Here is a 19303-nt window from a genome sequence, read left to right as displayed (position 1 = left end):
AGTTCCTCCTCTATGTGAATTGACCGGGAAAGCTGATGACTCTCCGGTCGGTTATGACCATATCCATCTGCACGTCGTGGGGAGCAGCAGGTATTGCTTCCACAACCTGAAAGTCGTAGCAGAAACCTGCCATCCGCCCTTGCCCCTCGAGTTCGTGAAGCGCCTTGTCGTAATAGCCCTTACCGTAGCCAACCCTGCGACAGGACAGATCAAAGGCAACCCCGGGAACCAGGAAAAACTCAATATCATTAGGTTGATAAAGATCGCACTCTGCTGTCGGTTCCTTAATCCCGAATTTCCCCGGGCAAAGGGCAGCAGGAGTTGAGACCCTGCGAAATTCCAACCCTTTTTCCGCTACAACAGGGAAAAGCACCCGCTTGCCTGCGGCAAGGGCTGTTGTCAGGAGCAGGGATGTTTCCACCTCATTGTGAACCGGCGCATACAGCGCAATAACTCCGGCAGCAACAAATGCAGGGAGTTCCAAACACATTTTCTGGGCATGAAGCCCCAGCAAAGCCCGCTCCGGGTCAGAAAGACGCCTGCGCTGTTCGAGCATGGCGCGCCGTAGGTGATGCTTGGGCATGGTGGCCCCTGAATTACCGGCCTGCAACAATATGGGAATAGGCCGGGCGATTGTCTGTCAAATCAAAGACAGACGGAAAACTGCCGGCTCTCGGGGAAAGGCTGAGTATGGAAAGGAGGTTACGGAGTTGCCTTGTCAGGCACCGCCCTTGATAAAGACTCTGTCGGACGCGATCCAGTTAGTGCTGGTTTGACTCCTGGCATAATTAATAGTGGACTTGCGGCCACCTATCAGTGAAACAGGGACCAAACCGGCTGCAAAAACCTGCGCCCCTGCTGGAACTGACTTAAAAATCCAATCCATTGAACTCATATATAAAATCTCCCGCGAGAGACCGTGAAACCTACAGCTGGGTACTATCCATCCTGCGTATCAGGCCGGCGAGACGCTCGGCATTATCCTGCTCCCTACGGCCCCAGTCATCCTTCAGTGACATATACTCACCGGCCAGGTTAAGGAGGGCCAGGCTTACAACAGCCTGGGTATCGCCAACTGCGACTCCCTTGGCAACCCCATCCAGCCGGGCATTCAAAAACTGCTCTATCTCGGCGACCCGCTCCGGCGATGCCGGGCTTTTGACGACAAACTCCCGCCCCATTATGGTCACACGATGCGAAAGAACCTGGCCCATCAGAGATTCTCAAGCTTTTTAAGGAGCCCGTCAACACGAGACCTGACCGCATCGCGATCAGACCTCAGCTTGGCATTCTCTTCAGAAAGGCGAAGATTATCATTTTTCAGCGAGGCATAGCTTGCCAGCAATGCCTCTATTCGCCCTTCTAGTGCCGTGATCAGCTCATTATCCACAAAAGACCCCTCGACGGGCTGGAATTCTAATCGACGACCCCGCAAAAGTCAAGGGGATTCTAATAGTTACCCGTTAATCAAAGAGTGCTGCCACAAACTGCGACGGCTCAAACGGACGAAGGTCCTCCGCTTGCTCGCCAATGCCGATAAATCGCACCGGCAGCTGAAACTCGTTGCTGACCGCCACAACGATCCCGCCTTTGGCAGTCCCGTCCAGCTTTGTCAGGACAACGCCGGACACTTCTGCGGCCTCCTTGAAGAGCCGCGCCTGCGACATGGCATTTTGCCCGGTCGCAGCATCAAGCACCAACAGCGTTTCATGGGGCGCACCGCTTATTTCGCGCCCCATGACCCGCCTGATCTTCTTCATCTCTTCCATCAGGTTGACCTTGGTATGGAGCCGGCCGGCAGTATCAACGATAAGAACCTCGCAACCGCGGGCAACTGCTGCCTTACAGCCGTCAAATACCACCGCCGACGGATCGGCACCGGCCTGATGGCGAATAACATCAACCCCTGCCCGCTTTCCCCACTCCTCAAGCTGCTCGGCAGCCGCAGCCCGGAAAGTGTCCCCTGCTGCCAACAGCACCTTCTTCCCCTCGGCAACATACCTGTTGGCCAGTTTGCCGATGGTAGTGGTCTTGCCAACACCATTGACCCCGATCACCATGATCACGAAAGGCTTGGCCACTGTCACATCAAGAGGAGCGGAGTACCGCTGTAACCTGGCCCCGATCTCCTCCTGCAGAGCCTTTTTCAAGGCGGCGCCATCCTGCAGCTCGTTCCGACCAAGCTTGGCCTCCAAGGTGCGGATCAGCTCCACAGTTGTCTGGACGCCGATATCGGCGGTGATCAGAATCTCCTCAAGCTCTTCCAGGGTGTCGGCGTCGATCTGCTTCTTGCCGAGCAGCAGGGTATCGATCCGTGCCACCAGCCCCTCATGGGTCCGGGCCAGCCCCTGTTTCAGCCGCTGAAAAAGGCTCGGCTTTGCCTGCGGCTCCGCAGCCACTTGAGAAACAGGCAGCTCGTGCGCCTGGACAGGCTCCCCTTCGGCTTGAGGCATACTTTTATGGGGTTCTTCAACGGCAACGTCCGGCGCAGCTTCAGCACCAGTCAGTTTGCCCCACAATCCCTTGAAAAACCCCTGATTTTCTTCGGCCATCTCAACAGATCTCCTTCTTAAGCTGATCCACCGCCAACCTTGCCATGCGTTGCGCCAGCCCGGACAGCGCTGAACGCTCCATGGTCATAACCAGGAAGTATTCCGGGCCCACCGGTGCCACCAGGTGCTTTTGATTGCCGGCAGTGATCATAAAATCTTCCAATTCGCCAAGTTGCAGACCGTCATGGAGTTCGCGCAGGCGAGTCAGGATAATCCCTTTATGGGCACCGATCACCTTCATCTCGAACTCGTCGAAATGGCAGAACTGCTCCACCGCCTCACCTTCCCAATCAACCAGGATGGCGCCGGTGGCGCCGGGAACGGCATCGACCAGCTCTGTCAGTATCCTCTTGAAAGGCACATGCGCCTCCTGCACAGCAGAGATAACAAGTTCGACATTTTTGCACGTTTCATGTTGTGTGGCAAGTGTTGGGGAAAATAATCGATGAGTACCACATCCGGTATCCCACAATAGACAAACATGAGGAGAGATTCGGCATCAGGTATCGTTTATACCATGAGCTCGTACTTGCGATCGTAAAAGAGCAGCGCCCTCTTAACCCTCGCTATTATCGTTATTTCGCCGAATGGCTTGGGAATATAATCGAAGAACCCCTTATCGAAGGCGATGGCTTCTTCCTGCTCCGATTTCTGCCCAGAAATGAGAAGGACCGGGATCGATCTGGTCTCCGGCAGTTTTTTTAGAGAGGCGAGCAAGGCGTAACCATCGATCTTGGGCAGCACCTTATCGGTAATGATTACATGCGGATTCTTGGAAATTGCCTCCTTAAAACCTTCCATGCCGTCTGAGGCGGAAATAGTATTAAACCCGTGCTTGTTGAGCAGCATAGACAGCATTTTGACAACCGAGTCATCGTCATCTACAACCAGGATCGTCCGATCCTTCGGCTCTTCCATCTCGCGGCCGTAATAGTGCTTGCAGATCGCTGCCAGAATATCGCGCCGGGTTGCCACAAAAGGAACGATGGTGAGATCCGAATTGATTGCCATATTGGTGACAATCTTCATGTCAGTCGGGTCGGCCATTGCCAAAAAAAGACGATTTTGTTCGAGTTTGAGCGGGAAAATGATATATTGCAGGGCATTCTCAGGGGAAATAATCTTCAGGAGATCTTTAGGAAACGAATATTTCATCAGGTTGTTGACAACCTTGGCCCCGTGCTGCACAGCCAGCACTTCCGCCACCTCTTCAGCAGTGGCAATCTCCATCTCCTCCAGCAGCGTCCCTAACCTCTTATTGTGCCGCTTGGCAACGATCAACATCCGATCAACGGTTTTAGGGGTTAAGATCCCTTTCTCGACAAGGATTTCGCCAATCTTTTTACGCGATTGCATACAGCCTCCCCGGCCATGTTCATGGAACGTAGGCAGAGTATAACATCTCCCGGCAAATAGTCACCGGATCAATTGATATATAGGTATTAATGCCTGAGAGAGCTTACTGCAACCTGACCGAAACGACCTTGGAAACACCGGGTTCTTCCATGGTAACGCCGTAGAGGGTGTCGGCAACAGCCATGGTGGTCTTGGAATGGGTGATGAGGATGAACTGGGAGAAGGCGGTCATTTCCCGGATCATTTCGTTGAAGCGGCCGATGTTGACATCGTCAAGCGGTGCGTCCACCTCATCGAGCAGGCAAAATGGCGACGGCTTGACCAGAAAGATGGAGAAGATCAGCGCCACTGCGGTGAGCGCCTTTTCTCCGCCGGAAAGGAGCGAGACATTCTGCAGTTTTTTGCCCGGCGGCTGGACAATGATCTCAATACCGGTCTCAAGCAGGTCCTCCTCGTTGGTCAGCCGCAGCTCGGCCTGACCACCGCAGAACAGCCGTGGAAATACCTCGCGGAATTTTTCATTCACCAACTGGAAGGTCTCCAGAAACCGTTTACGGGTGGTCCGATTGATGCGCTGGATCGCCTTCTGTAACTCCTGCAGCGAATCTTCCAGATCCGCCTTCTGTTCGGAGAGAAAGGTGTGCCGCTCGTCAAGCTCGCGGTACTCGTCGATCGCCATCAGGTTTACCTCGCCGATCTCATCCACCTGGCGCTGCAGCTCCCCTTGGCGGGCGCGCATCGCCGGTTCGTCGAATTCAGCTTCAAGATCAACCGGCGGCAGTGCGGTGAGATCAATCCGATACCGCTCTTGCATCGAAGACTCCAGGTGCCGGAGCTGCATGGATAGCTCCGCTATCTTGAGTTGCCGCTCCGAAGCGGAATCCCGCTCACCGCCAAGCTGTTCGCGAAGGGTTTTTAACGCGGCTTCCTTCTCCTGGAGAAGTGCGGATTGGGATTCGAACCGGTCGCGCAGCCCGGCATGTGCAGCTTCTGCCGCTGCCTGCTGCTCCAGCAGCAGCTTGAGCGCCGCTTCGCCCTCTGCTATTTCGAGTCTGAGACGCTCCTGATCCTCAACACCCTTTTCCTGGTCGTCATGAACGGTTGCCATCCTCACGGCGATATCGGCCAGCAGGGCTTCAACCCGCTTTACCGAACGCCGGTTCGCCTCGCGCTTTTCCTGCAGGGTGGCAACCAGCACCTTGATGCCGGTCACCCCTTCGCGCAGCACCTCGATCTCTTTGCGCCTAGCGGCCAGGTCGCTCTGCAGGGTCGCTGATTCGGCCTCAAGCCGGGTCTTGTCGCTCTCCAGCTCACGGCGGCCGGAGTCGGCATCTGCCCGCTCCTTTTCCAGCCCCAGCTTCTCCTCTGCCAACTGTTCGTCCTCTACCCCTTTGACCTCGATCCGCTCCTCGATCCGCTGCACATCTTCCTCGCCGCGCAGCAGGTCCTTTTCCAGGGCTACAAACCTGACTTCAGACTGGTGCAGCTCCTGCCTGGTCTTGCGTAGCGAATCCTCGGCAGTCAGCAGCTCGTCTTTCAGGTTGCCCCGGTCTGTTTCAAGAGCAGCAACCTGTTCCCCAAGTTCGGCAACCTTGACGGTCAGCTCCCTGATCTCCCGTTTGGTGTGGATCAGCCCCTCACCACCACCCTCTGTAACCCCGCCGGTGACAATGCCCCCCTGTGCGGCAAGCTCGCCGGTCCTGGTGACAAACGAGAACCGCGGGTAACGCCGGCTAAGAGCAAGAGCCGAGGCAAGATCAGCAGCGAGATAGGAATTGGCCAGGAGCGGCTCGATCAGCGCTTGCTGCTCGACAGTAATCCGTACCAGGCCGAGAATCGGGATTGCCGACTCCGGAGGATTATCAGCCGTGGCGTCACCCCAACCAGGGGTGATGAAACTGCATTTGCCGCCGGATTGACCGGCCAGATGGCTGACAGCAGCCAGGGCATCAGCTTCGTCCCTGCAGACGACATACTGCAGACGCTCCCCGAGCAGCGCCTCTACAGCGGCCTCATACTCGGGATCGGTCTCGACCAGGTCGGCAACCAGGCCGTGAAAGCGCCCTGTGAATGGCTCTGCCTTCATGATGGTCCGAACACCCTGACCGTAGCCGGCAAACTGGGCCTCAAGTTCATTGAGCGATGCCAGGCGCGACCGGGCAGAGCTGAGTTCCTCCCGTACCGCTTGCAGCGACTCTTCCACTGACCGGAGCCTGCTCCCCAGGTCACCGCTCAGAACGACAAAGTCTTCGACGGTCTTGGCCAGAGCCCTTTTCTGCTCTGCCGCAGCAGTGCAGGTGATGCGCAGCTCGGCCACCCGAGCGGCAGCTGAGCCAAGGCGGCTGTTGAGCTCCCCACCTTCACGGGTGCTTCGTTCTATCCGCTCGGCAAGCCTTGCCAGACGGCGATCCGCCTCTCCGAAGCGATTGTTGAGTTGGGAAAGTCGATTCAGTATGGCGATCAGTTCCTGGCGACCGGTTTCCTGCCGCCGGACAAGGGCACCTTCTTCCGCCACAAGCAGTTCAAGCGCCGCAGAGCGGGAGGAGAGCTGTTCCTCTTCCCCTTTTTCCTCGACCAAGAGCGCTCCGTACTGCTCTTCCAATGCTTTGGCTTCAGCTATGGCCTCGGTCTGGCGGGCGCTCAGCGCAGCCAGCTCCTCGATGGACTTGACCTTGCTGCGCTCCCCGTTTTCCAGCTCCTTCCGCTGGAAATCAAGGCGACTGACACACCCCTGGGCATCAGATTTGATCCGGAAGATCTCCTCCTGGGCCGCTGCCAGGGCACGTTCTTCTTCCACGATCTTTAACCGCTGTTGCTCCAGCGAGGCCTCGGCACCGGAGAGCTGCCCGGAAAGTGACGACAGATTGTCGGAGGCTCGGGTGCGCTCCCCTTCCAGCCGGGCGACCACTTCACCGAGCTCACGGTGACTGCGGACGGCAAAAGACACTTCAATGCTGCGCAGTTCGTCGCGCAGCATCTTGAAACGCTCCGCCTTCTTGGCCTGCCGCTGCAGGGAGCCGAGCTGGCGCTTGATCTCGGCAACCACGTCGCCGATCCGGAGCAGGTTCTGCCGGGTACTTTCGATCTTTTTCAGGGCAACCTGTTTGCGGGACTTGAACTTGGTGACCCCGGCAGCCTCCTCGATCAGGAAGCGCCGCTCTTCGGGCTTTGCCATCAGGATCATGCCGATCCGACCCTGTTCGATGATGGAATAAGCCCGGGCGCCGACGCCGGTATCCATGAACAGTTCATTGATATCAAGCAGCCGGCAGGGAGTTTTGTTGAGGAAATATTCACTGTCGCCGTCGCGGTAAAGGCGCCTGGTTACCTGAATCTCACTGTAATCGAGGTACTTGGCCGGAACCCGGCCGTCCTCGGTGGAGAACACCAGCGATACCTCGGCCATGCCGAGCGAGCGGCGGTTTTCGCTCCCGGCAAAGATAATGTCCTCCATGGCCCGGCCGCGCAGGTTCTTGGCGGACTGTTCCCCCATTACCCAGCGAATGGCATCCACCACGTTGGACTTGCCGCAGCCGTTGGGACCGACCACTGCCGTAACCCCGTCCGGGAACTCAAGAACCGTGCGGTCTACGAACGACTTGAAGCCGATTATCTCGATGCGTCTGATTTTCATGAAGGGGGGATATTAGCAGAGGGTAAGACGAGATGCAACTTGCCTGATACAGCCGCTTACTCGCCGACGGTAAAAAAGAAGGTGGCCCCTTTGCCTTCGGCGGCTTCGGCCCACACCCTGCCGCCGTGACGATGGATGATCCGTTGCACCGTTGCCAGGCCGATGCCGGTTCCTTCAAACTCACTGGCATCATGCAACCGCTGGAATACGCCAAACATCTTTTCCGCGTATGCCATGTCGAAGCCGATGCCATTGTCTTTGACAAAACAGGTCTTTTCATTGTCACGTACCGCGGTGCCAATTCGGATTACTGACTTATCGTTTTTTGCACTGTATTTCCAGGCATTTTCCATCAGGTTCTGCATCACCATATGCATCAGCGCTGGGTCACCGGTCACCACCACATCATCTTCAATTTCGAAACTGACATTCCGTACCGGTTCGGTCTCTTTGAGCAGTTCGGCAATATCCGTTGCCAGGGCAGACAAGTTGACCGGGAGATGGTTGATTTCGGCCCGCGACACCTTGGACAGGTTGAGGATCTCATTGATCAGGATCTCCAGTTTCCCCCCGGCATCCGAGATTCTCCGGAGAAGGAGTTCTGCCTCAGTGTCGAGCTTGTCGGCATGATCCTCCATCAAGATATTGATAAAGCTCTTAATGTGGCGAACCGGGGCTCGCAGATCATGGGAGACTGAATAGCTGAAGCTCTCAAGCTCCTTATTGATGGTTTCCAGCGAGAGCGCCCGGCGATTCAGATCTTCGTTGAGACAGATAATCTCTTCCTGGGCTTCGGCCCGGTTCCTGATTTCCACCTGAAGCATCCTGTTGGTTGCTTCCAGTTGCGCAGTCCGTTCGGCGACCCGTATTTCCAGTAGTTCGTTGATCTCCCGGAGCCGGCGCTCTTTCTCGTCCAGACCTGACATCAGGCTGTTGAACACTGTAGCTAACTCCCGAATCTCGTCGTTGGTCGAAACTTCAACCTGCCGGTCGTGGTGATCTTCGCTATGAATCGTTCGAATCTGATCGGTAAAGGAGATCAGCGGCGCGATGAGCTGCTTCATTATCAGCCACAGCACGCCACCGATCATGACCCCGCCGAGCAGCACCAGTGACCAGGCAAGGTAATTTGCCCGGCGAATCGGAGCCAGCGCCTCGCGTTCCGGATAATTGGCCGCCAGAATCCAATCGACGGTCTTGAGCTTCCTGAAGGCGCTTATCATGTGCATGCCCGAGGTGTCTATCGACTCGCCGCTACCTTCGAAACCCTGCACGGCCTTGTCATAGAGCCATTCGCGACCAGGGGGGAAGGCCGTCATGATGCTGTTTTTGACCGGGTGCATGATCACGATCCGGTCTTTGGTAGTAAGATGAAAATAGCCATCTTTGCCGATTTTGGCCTGGGCCAGGGATCCGAGAAAATTTGGTTTCATCAGATCAATGCTGCCGGCAAAGACCGCAATTAGCCGGCCGTTATCGCCGAAAATCGGCACAGTAAACATGATTGCCGGGTGATGGTGGGACATTGAAGAGACAAATGGGGGTGAAATGACACTTTTTCTGGTAGCCACAGTCCGAATCATGTATTCCCGGTATGAAAAGTCCATGCCGGTCCGGCTCGGTCTCTGGGTTGTCTCGGCGATCATCCTGCCGTCCGGGCCGAACAGAAAGACCCCGTTGTCAAAAATGGAGAGCAGGGCAAGGTTGTTGTCCAGGAAATCTTCACTCCTGGCAGGATCCGATACGATCTTGGCCGTTACCCGCCGGGCCGCGCTGATCAGGGCATCCTGCGAGAAGATCATCTTCTGGTCCAGTTCTTCGGCAATTCGACTCACCAGCATGAACTGTTGCTCTTCAACGCTCTGCTCGACAGCCCCTCGGTAGTGATTGAGTGACAGGTAGACAATTCCCGGCGACATCAGCGCAAAGAACACCAGGATATACAGCACCATTTTTGTCTTCAGGCTTACCGGTCTCAATCTCTTAACCACCACCCTATACTAGTCCGTTGAAATACGCAGTCCTGCAAAGAGACATGCGCTTGTCAGGCAGCAAGCTTGAACTGCGACACCAACGTGTTCAACTCTTCCGACAATCTTGACAGTTGCTCTGCTGCCTGGGCTGACTCCTGCGCCCCTTTTGCCGTCTCGCCCACCCCCACGGTAATATGCTGAATGTTACTGTTGATATCTTTGGTGGTTGCGGTCTGTTCCTCGGCAGCAGTGGCTATCTGATTTACCTGCGTCGTCACGCTATTGATCTGACCGAGGATCTCCTGCAGCGCCTCGCTGGACCTGGCTGCCTCGGTGGTCCCTCGCTCCACCTGATGCACGCCCTCTTCCATCTCGCCAACCGCGTCCTTGGTCTCTTTCTGGATGGCGCGGATCATATCGCCGATTTCGCGAGTTGCCTTGGTAGTCCGCTCGGCAAGAGCTCGGACTTCATCGGCAACAACAGCAAAACCGCGCCCCTGTTCTCCTGCGCGGGCTGCCTCGATTGCGGCATTAAGTGCCAGCAGGTTGGTCTGATCAGCAATATCCTGGATTGTCCCGACAATCTCCCCGATCTGGTCCGAACGGCTACCGAGATTTTCAATTGTCTTGGCGGTGCGCATAACCCGTTCGGCAATATGGGACATGATCTCTATAGACTGTTCAACCACCTCGGCACCGTTCATTGCCACGGTATTTGCCTGCTGCGATCCTTTGGCAGCCATCAGGCAGTTGCGGGCAATGTCCCCTGAAGTGGCCGCCATCTGTTCTCCGGCAGTGGCAACAGTGACTGTCTGGCATGCCATCTCTTCCGAGCCGTTTGCCATCTGTTGAGAAGTTGCCGAGAGCTGCACTGCTGCGGAAGCCACCTGAGTCGAGTTATGCGCAACCTTGTAGATTATCCTGTGAAGCTTGTCGACAAAGGAATTGAAGGCCACAGCCACATCGGTCAGCTCATTCTTACCTGATACTTCTAACCGTTTGGTAAGGTCCCCTTCACCATCAGCTATGTCGCGGAGCATCTCCAGCATCCGAGATAACGGTCTGGTGCAGGAGCGCGAAATAACTATTCCCAAGATTACCCCGCAGACAATTGCCGCCAGCATCAAGATGAGCATAAAGGCAAATGTGTTGTGGTATTCGGCAAGGCTCTCTTTATAAGCGTCTTCGGCCTCTTTCAGGTTAAAGGCAACTATTGTCGCTACTGTTTCTCCCGGCTTTATGTAAAGCGGGGCAACAGAATTGGTCGCATAACCGGTTGCAGCGGCCCTTTCTTCTGCTTTGCCGCTCAGTGCCGCACTCTGGGCCATTTCAGCAAGCTTGAGACCGTTTACATAATAGGCCTCGAACCCCTCAGTGAATTGTTTGAGTAACTCTTGCTCCTTGGGTTCCAGACCGGACCGGGAAAGTCTTGCTATTATCCCCCTGATATTTTCGGCCCGTCTTGCCATATCATCGGCTTTTTCCTTCAATTTCCCTGGGTCAGTAAGTGCCAGCATGTACACAAGATTAAGGCGAATCTGGAGAAACTGCTTGTCCATATCAGACAGCATCGCAATATGCGCCTGCCCTTCATCGGAAACCTTTAGATCATGATTCGCTCGTTTCAGACTGGACAAGCCGGCTGCGCCAACCGCAACCAGTGCCAAGGAGAAAACCGCAATAAGAATCATTAGACGAGTAGCAATACGAACATTTGAAAACATGCAAATCCCCCAACAGGTTAAGGATCAGGTCTCCACATAACTCTCTAGTCAGGCCTGTCAGACCAAGGGTATCACTGTAATTAAATATAACTAATTACATTTTCTTACATGTCCTGACCACACCTTACGAGGTAACTGCAAAGATGTATGAGGTGATTGATTTGCTGGGGGAAATGGCAGAGATTGAATTACATCGGAGGATTAAGAAAAACGGAAAAGGAGGAGCCGGTGCCGAGGATGCTGGTACAGGTAGCCGTGCCACCGTGGATTTCAGCGATCTTCCTGACGAGGTGCAGCCCAAGTCCGGCGCCGACAACGCCTGAAACCTGCCACGTGCGGTAAAATCTTTTGAATATCCGTTCGAGCTGGTCAGGAGGGATGCCAATCCCCTCGTCGGAAACCTCGATGCAAATGCCGTCATTGCCCAGCCCATAAGCTCGGAGTCTTATTTCTCCACCTTTGGGCGAGTATTTTACGGCATTGTCGAGCAAGTTATCGATCATGACCTTGGTCAGCATGGCGTCACAGGTAAACTGGTCAGGGAGTTCGGCAAGAGAGACATTTATCTGATGGATACGGGTAGCAGCCTGGGCATGGTTAGCAGCATTTTTGACAATCAGGCCGATGTCGTGCAGGCACATATCCGGAGACCAGCCACCGGAGGCAAGCCGTTCGTCGGTGAGGCAGCTGTCGATAAGGTTGCTCAGCCGCGCAGCGCCGCCCCGAATTCGCTCCGCCTGTGAAGAGCAGGGAGAATCGGGGGGAGCACTGAGAAGTATCAACTGCGCAGCGCCGTCTATTACGGCCAGCGGAGTGCGGATCTCGTGAGACACCAGGCCAAGGAACTGCCGCTGCTCTTCGTTCATCATTCTCTGGGCTTCCAGGGCTACCCGGTCCTGTTCCGCCTGCTTACTGGCTGTTATGTCGGTGATCATCACCTGCTTTGACATGATCCCATCGGCATTGCGAATCGGCACGTTTGAGATGTGATACCAACGGCCATCCTTGGAACTCTGGATCTCCCATTGGACATTTTCGCCATTGAAAACCCGCTCGTTGACACACCAGGGACAGACCGCCTCGAAATTGTGAAGGGCCTGGTAACAAAGCTCTCCGGTGGCATCATGCCCTATTCGTTCAATCATCTGCCGGTTCATAAACTCAATCCGGCGTTCCTGGGAACAGATATAGATTAAACCGTCAAAGGCGTCTATCATCGCCCGATAACGTGCTTCGCTCTTGCGCAGGGCTTCCTCTGACTGCTTCCGCCTGGAAATATCACGTACCACGCAGACATGGCTTACATAAGCACCGGTTTCGTCGCGGATCGGCGTGACGCAATGCTCGGAAAAGAAGGTGGTGCCGTCTTTGCGCCTCATGCTGAATTCGGTTTCGAAGTACCCCTTTTCCCGATACCCCTTCTGCATCTCTTCACCGAAGATACGCGACATCTCCTCAGAAATGTGGAGCATTGGGGTATACTTGCCGATCACCTCTGCCCGGGGGTAGCCAAACATTTTCTCAACCGTAATATTGCAATCAAGGATCTTCCTGGTGCCGGTTTCGACAATGAACACCGTCTCGTTGAGGCTTGACAGGGTTTTTTGCATGAGGTTGCAGGTATCGATCAACGCCCGTTCAGCACGCTTCCGCTCAGAAATATCAATAAAAACCCCTTGCACGACATTGGTATCACCAATTTTCGTCAGTGAGCTTCTGATCAGCACCGGAATTACCTTGCCGCTCCGGCTGACCACCTCAGCTTCCATATCCCCCTGTGGTTCAGTTAAGCTTGTTGCCTGCGCAAACAGAGAGGCCACCTGTTCCGTACTATCGAGAGGATGCAGGGAGGTAAAATGTTGACCAATGATCTCATTGCGGGGTGCTTCCAGCATCTCCTCAGCCGCACGGTTGCAATTGACCAGGATGCCTGACTCGGCATTGACCCAGAAGATGGCATCAACAGCCCCTTCAAATGTCAGCCGGAACATCTTTTCTATTTCCAGCTGCAGCTCTGCTGCCTTTGCATGTTCGGTAATATCGGTGTAGATGCCGATTATCCGGCCCAAAGCGATGTGAGCACTGACGATGACGTGTTTGACCGCACCGTCCTTGCAGGTAACTTTTGCCTTGAATGGAGATGGGGTTGTGCCGCGGACCAACCGGGGGATTTTTTCCGAATACCACGAGGTTATTTCTTGCCGGTAACCGGGGTCCGGATATGCCTTGGTAAACCAGTCATCGATTGACCTGATTTCCTCCAGGGAATAACCGAACATTTCGACAAATGTCTTGTTGAGATACTCGCAGGCCCCCTGCCGATTCACCCACCGTATGCCAACCGGCATGAAGTCCATCAGTGCGAGAATGTCCCTGAACATGACATCTGAGTCGGTTTTTCGGCGATGAGGGCTCATTTCAAACCGTCTCGACTTCGGCAAGGAATGCGTAACCGAGATTGTGCCGGGCGCGCACCGGCAGTGCCGATTCGGGGTCAACGGTGCGCAGCTTTGCCCGCAAGCGGCTGATCATGGTTTCGAGACGCTTGTCGGCATAAAGGTCATCGGGCTGTCTGAGAGCCTCAAAAATCTCCCGGCGCGGCACATTCTCACCCGGCGTGGCAAGCAGCTGCCGCATCAGAATGCACTCGTGGGCAGTCAGCAGCACCTCTATTCCCCGAGGCGTTGTAAGTTTGGAGATCAGGGGTTCAAAGCGCCAAAGAGCTCGATCTGCCCTGAATATACGCCTGGCAAGGCTGCGCAGTGCCGCGTCAAGCTCACGGATATCAACCGGTTTGACATAATAGAGATCAGCGCCAGAGTCAAGACCCTTAACGCGTTCGTCCAGTTTGCCTCTGGCCGTTATAATTACAATTCCGCAGTTGCATGCGCTACGCAAACGAGTTGAGATCTTGATGCCGTCCTCGTCCGGTAATCCCAGGTCCAGAATCACGATATCCGGGGAGGCAATGGCCAGTTCAGCATCCAGCTCTCTTCCGCTTGCGGCGCCACGGACAGCATGGCCGAAAAAGCGCAACCCGGAAACCAGGATGTCCTTCAGCTCAGGATCATCTTCGACAACAATAATATTGAGCTGGCGTAATGGTGATGCTTTTGGCATTTTCACAGTAATTAATTTTCCGTAAATAGCGTCGTGCACTAACAGGTTAATGTATACGGGATTATATTGCATTATGCGATTATTATAAGCAGAAAATACTGACAGTTTCTCACATTAAAATATAATGGCCAGTGTCTCTGCTGCAAAAACCCTTGCTGCAAAACTGACGGTATGATAAACGGTTATAAACTACCAACGGAGGATACAGCCATGGATATCAAGGTACTCCCGCTTCCCGAGGAGAGCAAAAAGAGCAAATTCACCGATGAGTCTAAGCTCGGTTTCGGCAAGATCTTTACTGACCGGATGTTTATTGCTGAATGGAAAGTCAATCAGGGCTGGGTGGATGCCCGGGTCCAACCATATGGTCCGTTCTCGCTTGACCCCGCAGCACTGGTCTTTCATTACGCACAGGAGATCTTCGAAGGTCTGAAGGCTTACAAATGGCAGGATGGCTCTATAGCCCTCTTCAGGCCGGAAATGAACGCCCGCAGATTTAATATTTCGGCGGACCGTCTCTGTATGCCTGAAGTCCCGGAAGAGCTTTTCCTTGAAGGGGTCAAGCAGCTGGTAAGCCTGGAGCGGGACTGGATACCAAGCGCAGAAGGCACGTCACTCTACATCAGGCCAACCATGATGGCAGTGGAGCCGGTGCTCGGGGTCAAGCCGTCCGACCATTACTACTTCTACGTCATTCTCTCGCCAGTTGGTGCGTACTACGCATCCGGGTTTAATCCGATAAAAATCATGGTGGAAGATAGCTATGTCCGCGCCGTGCCTGGTGGTACCGGCGAAGCCAAAACCGGTGGCAACTATGCCAGTTCGCTGAAAGCAGGGCTCGAAGCCAAGAAAAAGGGATATGACCAGGTACTCTGGCTCGATGGCGTAAACAAACGCTATATTGAAGAGGTCGGCGCAATGAACATGTTCTTCGCCTACGCCGATAAAGTGGTTACCGCGCCGCTGGCAGGATCGATACTTAACGGCATCACCCGCGACTCGGTCCTTAAATTGTCCGACAAGCTTGGATTTTCGGTAGAGGAGCGGCCGATCGACGTAAACGAGCTGATGGCAGATATCCGTTCCGGAAAGATAAAAGAGGCTTTCGGCAGCGGCACCGCCGCAGTCATTACCCCTGTCGGATCTTTGTGCTATAAGAATGAGTCCGTTGACGTTGGTAACGGCGGAGTTGGCAGCCTCACCCAGAGGTTGTATGACACACTCACTGGCATCCAGTACGGAAAGATTGCTGATCCTTTCGGCTGGATCCAAAAACTTGGCTGAACTTGCTTGAGGGGGCCTCATGGCCCCCTCGTGACCACTATCCAAACAATGAAGAGTCCACCGGCTGAATTAAATCCACTCTGCGTATCATGCCGCAAGCGCTGCAAGCAACCGTGCCATGCGCTGATTGCATCCTGCCCAAGCTACTCGCCTCTCCCTAAAGATCTCAGGTCCCCCTGGGTCCAGATGGAACTGAAATTCAGCAGCCAAAAATGAAAGATGGCAAACGCTCCATAATTGTTGATACATCGCGATGCACCGGTTGCGGCAGGTGCGTTAGCGCCTGCAGTTCCAGGCTGATCACCCTTGACACTATCGGCAGCCGCAAGGTGGCCTGGGTAAAGTTTCCCGAGCGGTGCTCATTATGCGGACGGTGCATTACCGAGTGCCCAATCGGAGCAATGGCCGAGTATCCCCCAAAGGCCGCGCCACAATAAAAACGGCTGCAACGATAACTCGCTGCAGCCGTAAAAAAGCGATATCCTGTTAAATCTTAGTTATTCCGCCAAAGCTCCTTACGCTCAGCTTTAGCAAGTTTCCCATCAAGCATCGATGCCTTTGCCACAAGAGTCTGCGAATCGTTGTGCTTTTTAGCCGGTCGTGCCTTATATCGTTCGGTTTCAACGCTAATTGTATCTGCGGCAAACTCCCTGAGCGTTGCCTTACCGATCACCTGAAGTTCGCTGCACCCTGTCAAGACCACACACCCTAATATACATATCGCAAGCTTTTTCATGGGATGCCTCCGTTTTACTGTCAGTACATACGGAGACATTTCCGAAAATCATGCCACATACAATTTTGCATAACACCTCAAATTTATTAACTATATTTCTCTTAGCCGCTTCGGCCACTGTTCGGATATTGAACAGCAATTCCGGCCTCCGGTTGAAACTAATTCAATTCAAAGGCCTTTTGCTATATCCGCAGCCAGTGTGCCAAAGTTGGACAGAGGCAACCGGGCAAGCCTTGACACCCGGACTGTCCGCTATTATGTTTCAGTCATGAGGAAAGGAGTTAAACCATGATCAGACCGGAAAAGATGACCATAAAAACCCAGGAGGCCCTTTCAGCTGCTCATGAAAAAGCAGCTTCAAACGGCAACGGAGCGATAGAGCCGGAGCATCTTTTTCTGGCCCTCATGGATCAGGAGGGTGGGTTGGTTCCTGCGCTCCTGCAAAAAGTGGGGTTGACTGCCTCATCATTAAGGAACAAGGCTGACGAGGCGGTTAAGAAGCTGCCAAAAGCCAGTGGCGATACGGTCCAGGTGCATCTCTCATCAGGACTGAATCGAATCCTGAATGCGGCACAGGCTGAGGCAGACAAGATGAAGGACAGCTTTGTCTCGACCGAACACCTCCTTTTGGCTATCGTCGCTGACAAATCCAGCAACCCGGGAAGACAGCTCATCGAAAGCGGGGTGACAAGGGAAGCGATCCTGTCCGCCCTGCAAGAGCTGCGCGGTGACCAGCCGGTTACCAATCAGAACCCGGAAGAAACCTACCAAGCGCTTGCCAAGTATGCACGAGACCTGACTGACCTTGCGCGCAAAGGGAAACTCGACCCCGTAATAGGCAGGGATGACGAAGTCAGACGCGTGATCCAGGTACTGTCCAGAAGAACCAAGAACAACCCGGTCCTTATCGGCGAACCTGGGGTCGGCAAGACAGCAATCGTCGAAGGCCTTGCGCAACGGATCGTTGCCGGCGATGTACCGGAGGCGCTCAAAGACAAGCGGTTGCTGGCTCTTGACATGGGTTCGCTAATTGCCGGTGCCAAATACCGCGGGGAATTCGAAGACCGGCTGAAGGCAGTGATCAAGGAGGTGGAGAAGTCAGACGGGATGATCATCCTGTTCATTGACGAACTCCATACCCTTGTCGGCGCAGGAGCCGCAGAAGGGGCCATGGATGCCTCGAACATGCTTAAACCGGCTTTGGCGCGCGGTGAACTGCACTGCATCGGAGCAACTACTCTCAATGAGTATCGAAAGTATATCGAGAAGGATGCCGCTCTGGAGCGCCGCTTCCAACAGATATACACCGGCGAGCCAAGCGTTGAAGACACCATAGCCATCCTGCGAGGGCTCAAGGAAAAATATGAGAACTTCCACGGGATCAGGATCAAGGACAGTGCGATAATTGCTGCGGCAACTCTGTCTGATCGCTACATTACCGACCGGTTTCTCCCTGACAAGGCCATTGACCTGATTGACGAGGCGGCATCAAGACTCAGGATCGAAATAGACTCAATGCCGCAGGAGATTGACGAGGTCGAGCGACGGATTATCCAGCTGGAAATCGAGAAGCAGGCGTTGCTCCGTGAACAGGATCAGCACGCCCAGGAGCGGCTCAGAAAGCTCGCCGATGAGCTGGAAGAGCTAAAAGCACAGTCCGCTGGGCTCAAGTCACACTGGAAGCAGGAAAAAGACCTGCATGCCAGGATCAGTGAACTCAAAAAGCAACTCGAAGAGAAGCGGGAAGAATCCAAAAAATGCGAACGGGAAGGCAACCTTGCCCGGACAGCGGAGCTTCGTTATGGGGAGATCCCTGCCATAGAGAAAGAGATCTCAGAGCGAAATGATGAGATGACCCAGAGGCAAAAAGAAGGGAAAATGCTGCCGGAAGAGGTTGATGGCAATCTGGTGGCCGAGATAGTTGCCAAATGGACCGGCATTCCGGTCAACAGGATGATGGAATCTGAAGCAGAAAAGCTGGTAAAAATGGAAGAACGATTGAAAAGCCGGGTGGTCGGCCAGGACGAAGCGCTGATTCTGGTGTCGAATGCGGTACGTAGGGCACGAGCCGGATTGTCAGACCCAAACCGGCCGATCGGCTCCTTTATTTTCCTCGGGCCGACAGGTGTCGGCAAAACCGAAACGGCCCGCGCCCTGGCATCGTTCCTGTTCGACGATGACCAGGCCATCGTCCGTATCGACATGAGCGAATATCAGGAGAAGCACACTGTTGCCCGGCTTATCGGCGCCCCTCCCGGCTATGTCGGCTACGAGGAGGGAGGCCAGCTGACAGAAGCTGTCAAGCGTCGTCCCTATTCGATAATTCTGTTTGACGAGATTGAAAAGGCCCACCCGGAGGTATTCAACGTCCTGTTGCAACTGCTGGATGATGGCAGGCTGACCGATGGCCAGGGCAGAACAATCGATTTCCGCAACACGGTAATCATCATGACCAGCAACCTCGGCTCCCAGTGGATACAGCAATACGGGACTGAAGAGTATACCAAGATGCGAACAATGGTCATGGAGACCCTCAAGGAGCACTTCAAGCCTGAGTTCCTTAATCGGATCGACGAAATAGTCATTTACCATGCCCTGCCATTGGAAAGGATCAAACAGATTGTCGGTATACAACTGCAGGGCCTGGAAGAAAGACTGGCTGAACGTAACCTGAAAATGGTGGTAACCGATAAGGCCCGCGAGTTTGTCGCGCACGATGGCTATGACCCGGCCTTTGGCGCACGCCCATTGAAGCGGACCATCCAGCGACGGATCCAGGACCCGCTGGCACTCATGATTCTGGATGGGAAATTCCAGGAAGGAGATACAGTCAAAGTAGATATTGATATGCAGGGGCAAGGATTGGTGCTGGCAAAGAAACTATAAAACGAAAAGGGGCGCAGTTGCGCCCCTCCCCAAAAAGA

15 protein-coding genes are annotated in these 19303 nt (G+C 54.4%); 3 read left to right on the top strand and 12 right to left on the bottom strand.

What is annotated here, in order from left to right; genetic code table 11:
* Positions 1-10: 10 nt before the first annotated feature.
* The 11 genes from KI809_RS17405 to KI809_RS17355 all read right to left on the bottom strand — a co-directional run bounded on the left by KI809_RS17405 (position 11) and on the right by KI809_RS17355 (position 14359).
* The gene (locus KI809_RS17405; protein ID WP_214172866.1) at positions 11-583 is read right to left on the bottom strand and encodes a 5-formyltetrahydrofolate cyclo-ligase; all 573 of its coding nucleotides are present in this window, start codon (positions 581-583) and stop codon (positions 11-13) included.
* Positions 584-926: 343 nt separating this feature from the next.
* Positions 927-1214 carry a cell division protein ZapA gene (locus tag KI809_RS17400; RefSeq protein ID WP_214172865.1) on the bottom strand — a complete coding sequence of 96 codons (288 nt, stop codon included), beginning with the start codon at positions 1212-1214 and terminating at the stop codon, positions 927-929.
* Positions 1214-1390 carry a cell division protein ZapB gene (locus KI809_RS17395; protein ID WP_214172864.1) on the bottom strand — a complete coding sequence of 59 codons (177 nt, stop codon included), beginning with the start codon at positions 1388-1390 and terminating at the stop codon, positions 1214-1216. The genes KI809_RS17400 and KI809_RS17395 overlap by 1 nt, the downstream gene beginning before the upstream one ends.
* Before the next feature lie 73 nt (positions 1391-1463).
* Positions 1464-2552, bottom strand: coding sequence for a signal recognition particle-docking protein FtsY (ftsY, locus tag KI809_RS17390; RefSeq protein WP_214172863.1), 1089 nt, complete (start codon positions 2550-2552; stop codon positions 1464-1466).
* Between the two features lies 1 nt (position 2553).
* The gene (locus tag KI809_RS17385) at positions 2554-2913 is read right to left on the bottom strand and encodes a roadblock/LC7 domain-containing protein (protein ID WP_214172862.1); all 360 of its coding nucleotides are present in this window, start codon (positions 2911-2913) and stop codon (positions 2554-2556) included.
* A 149-nt stretch (positions 2914-3062) separates the two neighbouring features.
* Positions 3063-3908 carry a response regulator gene (locus KI809_RS17380; RefSeq protein ID WP_214172861.1) on the bottom strand — a complete coding sequence of 282 codons (846 nt, stop codon included), beginning with the start codon at positions 3906-3908 and terminating at the stop codon, positions 3063-3065.
* Between the two features lie 103 nt (positions 3909-4011).
* On the bottom strand, positions 4012-7542 hold the full coding sequence (gene smc / locus KI809_RS17375; RefSeq protein WP_214172860.1) for a chromosome segregation protein SMC: 3531 nt from the start codon (positions 7540-7542) through the stop codon (positions 4012-4014).
* A gap of 56 nt (positions 7543-7598) precedes the next feature.
* Positions 7599-9494 (bottom strand): sensor histidine kinase, encoded by a 1896-nt coding sequence (locus KI809_RS17370; RefSeq protein WP_214172859.1) that lies wholly within the window; start codon positions 9492-9494, stop codon positions 7599-7601.
* A 92-nt stretch (positions 9495-9586) separates the two neighbouring features.
* Positions 9587-11239, bottom strand: coding sequence for a methyl-accepting chemotaxis protein (locus KI809_RS17365; RefSeq protein WP_214172858.1), 1653 nt, complete (start codon positions 11237-11239; stop codon positions 9587-9589).
* Between the two features lie 188 nt (positions 11240-11427).
* On the bottom strand, positions 11428-13656 hold the full coding sequence (locus tag KI809_RS17360; RefSeq protein WP_214172857.1) for a PAS domain-containing sensor histidine kinase: 2229 nt from the start codon (positions 13654-13656) through the stop codon (positions 11428-11430).
* Position 13657: 1 nt separating this feature from the next.
* Positions 13658-14359, bottom strand: coding sequence for a response regulator transcription factor (locus KI809_RS17355; RefSeq protein WP_246559489.1), 702 nt, complete (start codon positions 14357-14359; stop codon positions 13658-13660).
* A 210-nt stretch (positions 14360-14569) separates the two neighbouring features.
* On the opposite strand from KI809_RS17355, the gene KI809_RS17350 reads away from it, so the two are divergent.
* Together KI809_RS17350 and KI809_RS17345 are read left to right on the top strand one after the other, a co-directional pair.
* Complete coding sequence (locus tag KI809_RS17350; RefSeq protein WP_214172855.1) at positions 14570-15643, top strand: branched-chain amino acid aminotransferase; 1074 nt, start codon at positions 14570-14572, stop codon at positions 15641-15643.
* Positions 15644-15855: 212 nt separating this feature from the next.
* Positions 15856-16080, top strand: coding sequence for an ATP-binding protein (locus tag KI809_RS17345; protein ID WP_214172854.1), 225 nt, complete (start codon positions 15856-15858; stop codon positions 16078-16080).
* A gap of 56 nt (positions 16081-16136) precedes the next feature.
* On the opposite strand, the gene KI809_RS17340 is transcribed toward KI809_RS17345, so the two are convergent.
* On the bottom strand, positions 16137-16379 hold the full coding sequence (locus KI809_RS17340; protein WP_214172853.1) for a hypothetical protein: 243 nt from the start codon (positions 16377-16379) through the stop codon (positions 16137-16139).
* Between the two features lie 288 nt (positions 16380-16667).
* On the opposite strand from KI809_RS17340, the gene clpB reads away from it, so the two are divergent.
* The gene (clpB, locus tag KI809_RS17335) at positions 16668-19265 is read left to right on the top strand and encodes an ATP-dependent chaperone ClpB (RefSeq protein ID WP_214172852.1); all 2598 of its coding nucleotides are present in this window, start codon (positions 16668-16670) and stop codon (positions 19263-19265) included.
* Positions 19266-19303: the final 38 nt, after the last annotated feature.

Source organism: Geoanaerobacter pelophilus (assembly GCF_018476885.1).
GTDB lineage: Bacteria > Desulfobacterota > Desulfuromonadia > Geobacterales > DSM-12255 > Geoanaerobacter > Geoanaerobacter pelophilus.
Note: the sequence above shows the minus strand (reverse complement) of the source record. Positions and strands in the feature narration are given on the sequence as shown.